At 46.4% G+C, this 10,685-nt stretch carries 13 protein-coding genes; all 13 read left to right on the forward strand.

Annotation, left to right across the window (positions count from 1 at the left end; translation table 11 throughout):
* The first annotated feature begins 36 nt into the window (after positions 1 to 36).
* The 13 genes from mtrB to aroH all read left to right on the forward strand — a co-directional run bounded on the left by mtrB (position 37) and on the right by aroH (position 10,213).
* Complete coding sequence (gene mtrB, locus AC5V8P_RS18500) at positions 37 to 267, forward strand: trp RNA-binding attenuation protein MtrB (protein WP_063213495.1); 231 nt, start codon at positions 37 to 39, stop codon at positions 265 to 267.
* Between the two features lie 98 nt (positions 268 to 365).
* Positions 366 to 917: a hypothetical protein gene (locus AC5V8P_RS18505; RefSeq protein WP_063213494.1), complete on the forward strand. Its 552-nt coding sequence runs from the start codon at positions 366 to 368 to the stop codon at positions 915 to 917.
* 116 nt (positions 918 to 1,033) lie between these two features.
* Positions 1,034 to 1,903: a heptaprenyl diphosphate synthase component 1 gene (locus AC5V8P_RS18510; RefSeq protein ID WP_064796393.1), complete on the forward strand. Its 870-nt coding sequence runs from the start codon at positions 1,034 to 1,036 to the stop codon at positions 1,901 to 1,903.
* 9 nt (positions 1,904 to 1,912) lie between these two features.
* Complete coding sequence (locus tag AC5V8P_RS18515; protein WP_064796394.1) at positions 1,913 to 2,641, forward strand: demethylmenaquinone methyltransferase; 729 nt, start codon at positions 1,913 to 1,915, stop codon at positions 2,639 to 2,641.
* On the forward strand, positions 2,634 to 3,506 hold the full coding sequence (locus tag AC5V8P_RS18520; protein ID WP_064796395.1) for a UbiA-like polyprenyltransferase: 873 nt from the start codon (positions 2,634 to 2,636) through the stop codon (positions 3,504 to 3,506). The genes AC5V8P_RS18515 and AC5V8P_RS18520 overlap by 8 nt, the downstream gene beginning before the upstream one ends.
* The gene (locus AC5V8P_RS18525) at positions 3,506 to 4,165 is read left to right on the forward strand and encodes a UbiX family flavin prenyltransferase (RefSeq protein ID WP_064796396.1); all 660 of its coding nucleotides are present in this window, start codon (positions 3,506 to 3,508) and stop codon (positions 4,163 to 4,165) included. Before AC5V8P_RS18520 ends, AC5V8P_RS18525 begins: the two co-directional genes overlap by 1 nt.
* Positions 4,122 to 4,988: a menaquinone biosynthetic enzyme MqnA/MqnD family protein gene (locus AC5V8P_RS18530; RefSeq protein ID WP_063213489.1), complete on the forward strand. Its 867-nt coding sequence runs from the start codon at positions 4,122 to 4,124 to the stop codon at positions 4,986 to 4,988. Before AC5V8P_RS18525 ends, AC5V8P_RS18530 begins: the two co-directional genes overlap by 44 nt.
* Complete coding sequence (locus AC5V8P_RS18535) at positions 4,985 to 5,959, forward strand: polyprenyl synthetase family protein (protein WP_063213488.1); 975 nt, start codon at positions 4,985 to 4,987, stop codon at positions 5,957 to 5,959. Before AC5V8P_RS18530 ends, AC5V8P_RS18535 begins: the two co-directional genes overlap by 4 nt.
* A 110-nt stretch (positions 5,960 to 6,069) precedes the next feature.
* Positions 6,070 to 6,513 (forward strand): nucleoside-diphosphate kinase, encoded by a 444-nt coding sequence (gene ndk, locus AC5V8P_RS18540; RefSeq protein ID WP_064796397.1) that lies wholly within the window; start codon positions 6,070 to 6,072, stop codon positions 6,511 to 6,513.
* A 30-nt stretch (positions 6,514 to 6,543) separates the two neighbouring features.
* A complete protein-coding gene (locus AC5V8P_RS18545) occupies positions 6,544 to 7,344 on the forward strand; it encodes a CheR family methyltransferase (RefSeq protein ID WP_063213486.1) in 801 nt (266 codons plus the stop codon).
* A 226-nt stretch (positions 7,345 to 7,570) separates the two neighbouring features.
* A complete protein-coding gene (aroC, locus tag AC5V8P_RS18550) occupies positions 7,571 to 8,740 on the forward strand; it encodes a chorismate synthase (protein WP_063213485.1) in 1,170 nt (389 codons plus the stop codon).
* A gap of 1 nt (position 8,741) precedes the next feature.
* Entirely contained in the window at positions 8,742 to 9,836 is a 1,095-nt protein-coding gene (gene aroB / locus AC5V8P_RS18555; RefSeq protein ID WP_063213484.1) for a 3-dehydroquinate synthase, read from the forward strand.
* A 2-nt stretch (positions 9,837 to 9,838) separates the two neighbouring features.
* On the forward strand, positions 9,839 to 10,213 hold the full coding sequence (gene aroH, locus AC5V8P_RS18560) for a chorismate mutase (RefSeq protein ID WP_063213483.1): 375 nt from the start codon (positions 9,839 to 9,841) through the stop codon (positions 10,211 to 10,213).
* Positions 10,214 to 10,685: the final 472 nt, after the last annotated feature.

A 10,685-nucleotide genomic window follows, 5' to 3' on the forward strand; every position in this document is an offset into this window, starting at 1 on the left:
AAAAGTATAGCTTCGGCTCTCAGGGAGGAAAAGGACATGGAAGATAACGTGACGGGCAGCAGTGAGTACGTCGTAATTAAAGCAAAAAGCAATGGATGTCAGGTTTTTGGTCTGACCAGAGGTCAGGATACACGCCTGCATCACTCGGAAAAATTGGACAAGGGTGAGGTACTGATCGTCCAATTTACGGATCATACTTCAGCCATCAAAATTCGCGGCAAGGCCGTTGTGATGACTAAGCACGGGGTTGTAGATACAGAGGAGTAAAATGCAGGCATAGCCTGCTTTTTTTTGTTGTACAATGAGAGTGAGGACCTTTACCGTAGCAAACCTACATTATCGGGTAGGGGTCAGGGGAGGCTCTGATGAAACCTTGGATTGTACTCGGTGGTTCCATTCTCATAACCACGGCAGCAGCAATATTGCTGCCGTCCTTACAGATGCTGGACTCGGGAACCGCAGCAGTTCGTGAAACACAGGCGACAATCTCGCCCCAGCAACGAGTGCTGCTGACGGATGACAATCTGGTAGATACGCTGAATGAGCTTCCATTGACTACACCGATTGCAAGTGTAAGCTGGGAACATTCAGTCCTGACCCTGGATGTTAAGCTGTCCAAGGAAGAAACGACGCCACTGGAGATTTATCAAAACATGGCAGAGCTTGCTGCTTTTAGTTTTTACGGAACGACGAATGTACGACAATTGCTGTTGCGGGTGGTGGCGCAGGACGAATGGTCAGGGCAACGCCATTTGCTGCTGGCATCCGATATACGCCGCAACGAGTGGACGAATGAGGCGCTGGAGCAGCTAAGAAATCGGGAAGGTGCTGAGCTGCCAGAAGATTTGAAATCTCGTTTCCGCATTACAGTAACACCCATGTGGCAAAACAGGTTTAGCGGTGTATATACAAACTAGATGTTTCTACCGCCGGACCTACAGTACTTTAGTCGCGAATCATTTTAAATTGTGATATAATATAAGGCATTGCAATTATTTGAGTATACCAGAAAGTCATGGCTCGGAGGCTTAGGATGAAACCGTATCGCGTACCCCAATTAGCAAAGAAATATGTGGAATACGACATGATTCAACAACATACGGAAATGCCGGCTTTTCCTGACAGCCGCACCCGTTTGCTGTTTGAGTTTTTGAACCGGAATGCGCAAGAGCTGCATGCCAGTGAGGATGAACTGTACGCTTTGGTTACATCACTTGTGCAGATGGGGCTGGATACGCATGATATGATTGATACTTTGTCCGGTATACGAAGCCCGGAAGAGATGCGTTCCAGACAGCTGAAGGTGTTAGCCGGTGACTACTTCAGCAGCCGTTTTTATCAGCTACTTGCACTGGCAGGTCGAATTGAGGCCATTTCAAAGCTGAGTGATGCTGTATGTGAAGTGAACGCAGGGAAAATGAGTTTGTACTGGGAGATGAAGAATTTTCGATTGGATAGCGCTCAGTATTTATCTCAAATGGTTCGCTTCAAACAGGAGCTTTTTTTATCATTTACTTCACTCATTGCAGAACAGGATCAGGAAGTTTGGAAGCAGCTTCTTAACGAATTCTCTCTCTGTGATACGCTAATAGAGGAATGGGAGAAGCGGGCAGAACCGGACAAGTCCCGTTTCGGATATATGTTCTGGCATATTTACGGCAACGGAGACGAGCATGAGCAGGTGCAACTTTCAGAGGGCGGTGCTGAAACAGAAGTTTGGCGTAAGCTTGTTCTGAAATATAAAGCCGAGGATGCGATACTGGACAAGCTTCGCACGGCTGTTACACACATCCGGCAGGTTCTGTCAGATGAACAAAATACGGGGATTGAGGAATTTGAATGCATGCTTGAGCCTTTCCTGAAGCTGCTACATAGTTCGCACCCGGTTGTGAGGGAAGGTTAGGTGAACGTCATGGGATCAAGCGACACCAAGCCGAAAGAGCAATTCGTTCATAGCGTGTTTGAAAGTATAGCCGGGAAATACGATTTGATGAACGATATACTGAGCTTTCGCAGACATAAGGCTTGGCGGAAATTTACAATGAAAAAAATGAACATGCATCGCGGCGATACAGCAATCGATCTTTGTTGTGGGACGTGTGACTGGACGCTTGCGATGGCGCGTGCAAGTGAAAGTGGTCACATCGTAGGACTGGATTTCAGCCAGAACATGCTAAATGTTGGCGAGCGTAAGATAACATCAGATTCCCGTGAAAAGCAAATCAGGCTTGTTCAAGGCAACGCGATGGATCTACCTTTTGAAGACAATACATTTGATTATGCGACGATTGGCTTCGGTCTACGTAACGTGCCGGATCTGCGCCGGGTGTTGCAGGAAATGCAACGAGTCGTCAAGCCTGGCGGGCAGGTCGTATGTCTGGAGTTGTCCAAGCCTACTTGGCAGCCGTTCAAGGGAATTTACTATGCATATTTTCAACACATCTTGCCCATGCTCGGCAAATTGTTCGCCAAACGTTATGAGCAGTACAAATGGCTCCCTGATTCGTTGGCGCTTTTTCCAGGAAGGGATGAACTGGCTAACATCTTTCGTGAAGTCGGATTGAAGGATGTTCAGGCTCATTCTCTCACCGGAGGCATCGCGGCATTGCATATTGGAATCAAGGAGAGTCAGCATGTTTAAGAAAATTGCTATTTTTTTGGAAATGATTAAAATTGAACATACCTTATTTGCGCTCCCATTTGCATTTATGGGGGCTGTCTTGGGGTCAGTTGTCGTGACAGGCAACCTTCCCTCATGGCCGCAGATCGGTTGGATCTTGCTGGCTATGGTTGGCGCGCGTAGCGCAGCCTTCGGCTTCAATCGTATGATTGACCGTGTGATCGACGGGAAAAATCCGCGTACAGCAGGACGCGCTATCCCGGCAGGGCTGCTCAAATCAAGCGAAGTGGTGATTTTCATTATCGTTAGCTTGTTGCTGTTATTCTGGGCATCATTCAAGTTAAGTCCGCTGGCGTTCAAGCTGTTCCCGCTGGCCTTTTTTATGCTTGTTTTTTACTCCTACACCAAGCGTTTCACTTGGCTGTGCCATATTGTACTTGGTTTGACCATTGGTTTGGCGCCGCTAGGCGCATGGGTTGCAGTAACGGGACAGATAGATTTGACTGCTATCGTACTTTACCTCACGATTGCATTTTGGACCGCTGGATTTGATGTTATTTATGCTTGTCAAGATATTGATTTTGATCAGAGCGAAGGAGTTTATTCTATTCCTGCCCGTTTTGGTATAGCAGGTGCTCTGAACCTTGCTCGGGCGTTCCATGTCATTACGGCGATTGGATTTATTGTTCTGTTTTTTATTGCAGATTTGAGCTGGTGGTATCTGGCGGGCATGATTATTTCATACATTATTTTATTTTATGAGCACTATATTGTATCTCCAAAAGATCTAAGTCGTTTGCAGACGGCATTTTTTACGATGAACGGTGTACTTAGCATTGTCGTATTTGCTTTTACACTGATTGATTTGGTGGTGCGTTTATACTAATGGATAATCAGGTGAGCAACCATCAAGGCAAACGAATCGTTATTGGTATTACAGGTGCGAGCGGAAGCATTTATGGTGTACGACTGGTAGAGACACTGCTGGACTTGCAGTATACAGTTCACCTGATTGTATCCAATGCTGGCTGGCGGGTATTGAAAGAGGAGCTGGGCTGGAATGTGACTGACCGGGAAGGAGCTTTGAATGAACAATTCGGAGGCCGTCCCGGTTCTCTTGTATACCATCCGTTTACAGATATTGGAGCTTCGATTGCGAGCGGTTCTTATCTGGTCGATGCCATGATTATCATGCCATGCTCGATGGGGACGTTGTCAGCGGTAGCGCACGGTTCGTCTGATAATCTCATGGCACGTGCAGCAGATGTGATGATGAAGGAAGGGCGCCCGTTGATCCTTGTGCCTCGCGAGACGCCGCTGCATGCCATTCATTTGGAAAATATGCTTAAGCTTGCGCGACTCGGCGTCAAAATGATTCCGGCCATGCCAGCTTTTTATTTTCATCCGAAAACACTGGATGATATTGTACTGTTCCTCGTAGGCAAAGTATTAGACAGCTTGCGTATAGAACATCAACTGTTTACGAGATGGGGGGATTCCGATGCCGACACCGGACACCAAGACAATCACAATCGGAAAAATTAAATACACAAACGCTTGGCCTATTTTTCATTACTTTAATCCTTCAAAACTTCTCCATTCGGCGGAGATGGTTTCCAAAGTTCCGGCTGAATTGAATCGAGGCATGCTGAATGGAAGTTTGGATATGAGTGCGATGTCCTCCTTTGCGTATGCATCAGGTGCTGAGGAGATGCTGTTATTGCCGGATTTATCCGTCAGTGCAGACGGTCCGGTCCAATCCATTTTACTATTTTCACGCAAACCGCTAAATGAAATCATTAACGGTACCATTGCATTGACGAATACCTCAGCCACCTCGGTGAACTTATTGAAAATTTTGATGAAAAAGGCATGGGAAGGCCAGCCTACTTACTTTGACTGTGAACCAGATCTTGATTTAATGTTGGAACAGGCAGATGCAGGGCTGCTGATTGGAGATCACGCGATCAAGGCGTCCTGGCGAAGTGAGGGCCTGTATGTAACTGACCTCGGGGAAGAGTGGAAACGCTGGACGGGCTACAGTATGACTTTTGCTGTATGGGCAGTACGGCGTGCTGTTGCTGCTCAGAATTCGGCTGCGGTGGCTGAAATTGCGAGTGCGTTCCGTGTAAGCAAGCAGCGTAGTCTATCTGATCTGACATCTGTTATTGCTGAAGCTTGCAAGGAAATCGGAGGTTCAGAAGATTATTGGGAGCGCTACTTTACGAATCTGTGTTATGATTTTGGAGAGAAGCAACAACAAGGTTTAGAGCTTTATTTTAAGTATGCATATGAACTGGGGCTGCTTGACCGACTAGTGAAGCCGCTTCTCTGGAGTGACAATACGCTGACACGGGTGAAAGAATGAAACGATTGGATTTGTTCGGTTTATTAAAAAAGGATATGAACTTCATAGAAGAAGAGCTGTACCGCAGCATTGACAGTAGGGAGCCGTTGATTAATGATACGTCGCTTCATCTGCTTAAAGCAGGGGGCAAGCGTTTGCGTCCCGTATTTGTATTGCTGGGAGGCAAGTTTGGAGAATATGATCTGGATAAGCTCAAGCGCATAGCCGTACCTCTGGAACTGATTCATTCAGCCTCTCTCGTTCACGACGATGTGATTGACGATGCGGAATTAAGACGCGGTCAACCCACTGTGAAGTCCAAATGGGACAATCGGGTGGCTATGTACACCGGAGACTACATATATGCACGCGCACTATCTATTGCCGCCGGACTGCCGAATCCCGATATCCACCGGGTGCTGTCTAAGGCATTGGTACAGATGTCGATTGGTGAAATGGAACAAATACGTGATTTTTTTAATGTGGAGCAGAGTGTGCGAAATTATTTGCTGCGCATACGGCGTAAAACGGCATTGTTGATCGCGGTTAGCTGCCAGTTGGGAGCTATGGCTGCAGGTGCACAGGAAAAAGTCAATTCTCTGCTGTACAGCTATGGCTATAACGTAGGAATGGCTTTTCAGATTCAAGATGACTTGCTCGATCTATGTGGAACGGAAAAAAAGATTGGCAAGCCGCCAGGCAGCGATATGAGACAGGGCAATATTACGCTTCCGGTTATTTATGCGCTTGAACAACCCGAGTTGCGGGACGATCTGCTGGCTGAAATCCGCCGGATTCAGGATGGAGACGGGCAAGGAGACGCCCGCAAAGCGGTGGATATGATCAAAAAAAGTGAAGGAATCACTAAAGCTGAAATTCTCGCCGACCGATATATTAATAAAGCGCTAAATGCGCTGGACTTACTACCAGATGTCAAAACAAAAAAGACGCTGCGCGATATTGCTCATTTTGTAACACGCCGCTCCTACTAAAGTTTTATTTTAGGTTTGCTGTGACAAAATTCTTTAACCGTTTCCAAGCTTTCTGTTACAATACAGATTAGTACTGTATAAATACATTAGATTGGATTGGGAGTGAGCCGATGGATCGTACGTTTTTGATGGTTAAACCGGATGGTGTACAACGCGGACTGATTGGACGTATTGTCAGTCGTTTGGAAGACAAAGGCTTCAAAATGGCGGCTGGCAAGCTGGTGCAGGTATCTAGAGAACAGGCAGAACGGCATTATGCGGAGCATGTGAGCAAGCCTTTTTTTGAGGAGCTTGTAGGCTTTATCACATCAGGTCCTGTATTTGCCATGGTCTGGGAAGGGGATAACATTGTTACACTTTCCCGCTTACTGATTGGTAAAACACAAGTGACCGAAGCTCTTCCGGGCACCATTCGTGGAGACTTTGCTGCACATACACCGTTTAACCTCATTCATGGTTCAGATTCACCGGAGAGTGCAGAGCGCGAGATTACAAATTTTTTCACACCGGAAGAATTGGTTCGGTATGAAAAAACTGTAGCGACCTGGGTATAAGTTTAATTACGTATGAAGAAGGATGGTAGCATGACGGATATGGAACTGGGTCAGACGGACCCCGATTACACAGCGTTTATCCGCAAAATCAAGGACAGCACAGGTATTGATCTTGCACAATACAAAGAAGCACAGATGAAAAGGCGGTTAACGACGCTTCGCAACAAAAACGGGTTTCCCAGTTTTGTTTCTTTTTATGATGCCATGATGAAGGAAAAATCTTTATTCTATGAATTTCTGGATCGGATGACGATCAATGTTTCCGAGTTTTGGCGAAATCCCAATCGCTGGGAAGTGCTGCGGGATATCATTTTGCCACAGCTGCTTGTAGGGAAGCAAAAGCTTAAGCTGTGGAGTGCAGCCTGCTCAACTGGGGAAGAGCCTTATAGTTTAGCTATGATTCTCGACGGTAAAGGGATTTTAGGGAATTGCTCCATTACAGCTTCCGATATTGATGATGGTGCATTGGCTAAAGCCAAGGAGGGGAGATATTTGGAGCGCTCGCTCAAGGATGTGCCTGAGCAGGTAGCTAGCAAATATTTTAAACCGGATGGTGCGATGTACCGGATTGATGACCGTTTAAAACAGGCTGTGAAATTTCAAAAGCAAAACTTGCTGCTGGATCGATTTGAGGATGGATATGATCTCATCATCTGTCGAAATGTTATGATTTATTTTACAGAAGAGGCCAAACATGTATTGTATCAAAAGTTTGCTGCCAGTCTTCGTCCCGGCGGTGTCTTATTTGTCGGCAGTACCGAGCAAATCTTTTCTCCAAACCAATATGGGCTGGAATCGACTGAAACCTTTTTTTATCGTAAAAAAGCATAAGCCTGCACATAGCATCCATAGTTTCGTAGGAACTTATTTCTATCCATAAGTAATGGCTGGCTTATCAACAGCGCACGTCCTTTGAGCCCTTCTGGCTGAGGGACGTGTTTTTGTTTATCTGATCACATGTGGCTTTTCTTGTCAAAGAAAGGTGCGTATACTATAATGAAGCACAGTTAAAGGTTTTAGCGATGCACAGTTTAACAGTTTAAAGGGGGAACGCGTCATGAGTTTACGTTATTTAACCGCGGGGGAAACGCATGGTCCCCAGCTAACTGCCATTGTAGAGGGTATGCCGAGTAATTTGAAGTTGGATTTTGAAGAATTGAATTTTCAGTTGCACCGTCGTCAGAAAGGATATGGACGGGGGCGGCGCATGCAAATTGAAAAAGATACGGCGAAGATTGCCGGCGGCGTACGTCACGGTTATACCACAGGAGCACCGATTGCGCTAGTTGTGGAAAATAACGATTGGAAGCACTGGCAGAATATTATGAATATTGAGCCTATTGAAGGCAGTGATGAAGAAAAACGTCGGGTTCATCGGCCACGCCCGGGTCATGCGGATTTGAATGGCGGTATGAAATACAACCTGAAGGATCTTCGTAACGTGTTGGAACGCTCCAGTGCACGTGAAACAGCAATTCGTGTGGCGTGCGGCGGTTTGGCTCGTCAATTGCTGGCTGAATTCGGAATCAAGGTGGCAGGTCAGGTCATCCGCATTGGTGAAATCGAAGCTCCTTATCGTGATTTGCCGATTGATGAACTGATTGCCGTCACCGAAGCTTCTTCGGTGAGAGTAACCGATCCGGAAACCGAAAAGAAAATGGAAGCATATATTGACCTGATCAAGCAAGAAGGCGACTCCGTCGGTGGGGTAGTGGAATGTATCGTAGAAGGTGTTCCAATTGGACTAGGTAGTCATGTACAGTTTGATCGTAAGCTGGATGCACGTATCGCACAAGGAGTCATGTCGATCAATGCATTTAAAGGTGTGGAAATCGGCATCGGGTTTGAAGCAGGGGAACTGCGCGGTTCACAGGTGCATGATGAAATTCTGTATGATGAGGAACGTGGGTATCACCGTCGTACGAATCGTTTGGGTGGTTTTGAGGGTGGCATGACCAACGGAATGCCCGTGGTGGTTCGTGGCGTAATGAAGCCGATCCCCACACTCTACAAGCCGCTGCAAAGCGTCGATATTGATACGAAGGAAGCGTTCACTGCCCAAGTTGAGCGTTCGGATGCATGTGCGGTACCAGCGGCAAGCGTAGTCATGGAGCATGTGGTAGCTTGGGAGATAGCCAAAGCTTTGTTAGAAAAATTCGGCGGGGATTCAATCGAAGAAATCCGCGCGAATATTGCATCCTATGAACAACAATTGGAGCAGTACTAAGATGAGTACGCTGACGGTACAACTCGGCGAACGTTCTTATCCTATTCATATCGGACGTGGGTTGTTGCATCAAGCCGGAGAGTCGTTAAAGGAACGAGGAATTGCCCAAAAAAGCCCATTGTTGATTGTTTCAGACGAAAATGCAGCGGGATTCTACCTGGCAACATTGGAGAACAATCTTCAAGAGTCGGGATACAAAACGGTATCATTTGTCGTTAAGCCAGGAGAAACATCCAAGTCGCTTGCTGTATTTGAGCAGGGGATAACAGCAGCCATTGAGGGCGGTCTGGATCGCAATTCAGCCGTTATCGCTCTTGGTGGTGGTGTGGTGGGTGATTTAGCTGGATTTGTGGCTGCTTCTTTTATGAGAGGAATCAAATTCGTACAGGTTCCAACGACAATCCTCGCTCATGACAGCAGCGTGGGTGGTAAGGTCGGTATTAATCATCCTTTGGCGAAAAATATGATAGGGGCCTTCCATCAACCGGAACTTGTACTTTATGACGTAGATACGTTGTCAACACTACCTCCGCGCGAGGTATCTGCAGGACTAGCTGAAATGATCAAACACGGCCTGATCTGGGATGCTGATTTTGCTCAGTGGTGTCATGAACATGCGACGGATTTGCTCGCACTGGATGCGGCGGCACTGGAGTACGGACTGGAGAAGGGATGTTCCATTAAAGCCGAAGTCGTGTCGCGCGATGAACGAGAAAATGATGTACGCGCTATTCTAAATTTAGGTCATACGATTGGTCATGCGATTGAAGCCATTGCGGGATATGGTGAGTTTTTACATGGAGAAGCTATTTCTATTGGTATGGTCGGCTCCGCGCTTCTGGGTGTGAAGCTAGGGGCAGATCCATCTTTGGTAGACGATACGAAGGAAATGCTGTCTTCGTTGCGCTTGCCGACTTCTCTTCCATCACATCTCGAAACAGATCGACTGCTTGAAGCGATGATGCATGACAAAAAGTTCAAAGAAGGCAGCATTACTTTCGTTGTCCCACGTAGTATTGGGCGTGTGGAGGTTGTGAAGGATATTTCCGTCTCTTACATCCGGGAAGTCATTGAACAGTTAAAAAAGGAGGCGTGAAGATGTACAATCGTGGAATTCGTGGCGCGACGACCGTCGCGAATAATGAAGCAGATGAAATTTTGGAAGCAACAAGCCAACTATTGGATGAAATTGTATCCTACAATGAAATTCAGCCAGAGGATATTAGTAATGTATGGATAACAGTGACCCATGACCTGGATGCTGCCTTTCCAGCCATGGCCATCCGTAAGCTTGATGGCTGGGATATGGTTCCGCTGATGTGTGCATTGGAAATTCCTGTGCCAGGTAGTTTACCGAAGTGCATCCGTTTAATGGTACAGGTGAACACCGACAAATCCCAGCGGGAAATCAAGCATGTATATTTAAACGGAGCGCAGGCATTAAGACCAGATCTAGCTTCCCAGGGGAAATAAGCGCCTGTTTTTGAAGTTGATGGTTGCCAAAGTAACATCCCATGAGATATAGTGTGTGTAGCAGAGTTGAGTAGAGTAGAGTTAGCCAGAGCAGAGTTGAGATGAGAAGAGTGTAGCCTTAGCCAATTCCATATGAGATTACAGAGACCGGCGGTAGCGGATAAGCTTTTGTCCATGAAGAGACCTTCTTCTACAGAGAAGCTTATTTGAGGTGACCTGCGTGGTTGTGCAAAAGGGATAAGTGTATGCTTTTGTCTATTTGCTGTAATCATTCTACATATGGAGCATTCTTATAATTTCAATAACTGACAGCCTCTACCTTACGGGTAGAGGCTTTTTTATTCTCTCCATGGGTTCTGCGCCAAATTGGAAAGGAAGTGATCTCATGTTAACGCCGCATGTGGAGCAAGTGATAGCAATGGCGAATGAATTTAACCTGATTCCTGTGTACAAAAAAGTGCTGGCTGATATG

This window comes from Paenibacillus sp. N119s (genome assembly GCF_059447605.1).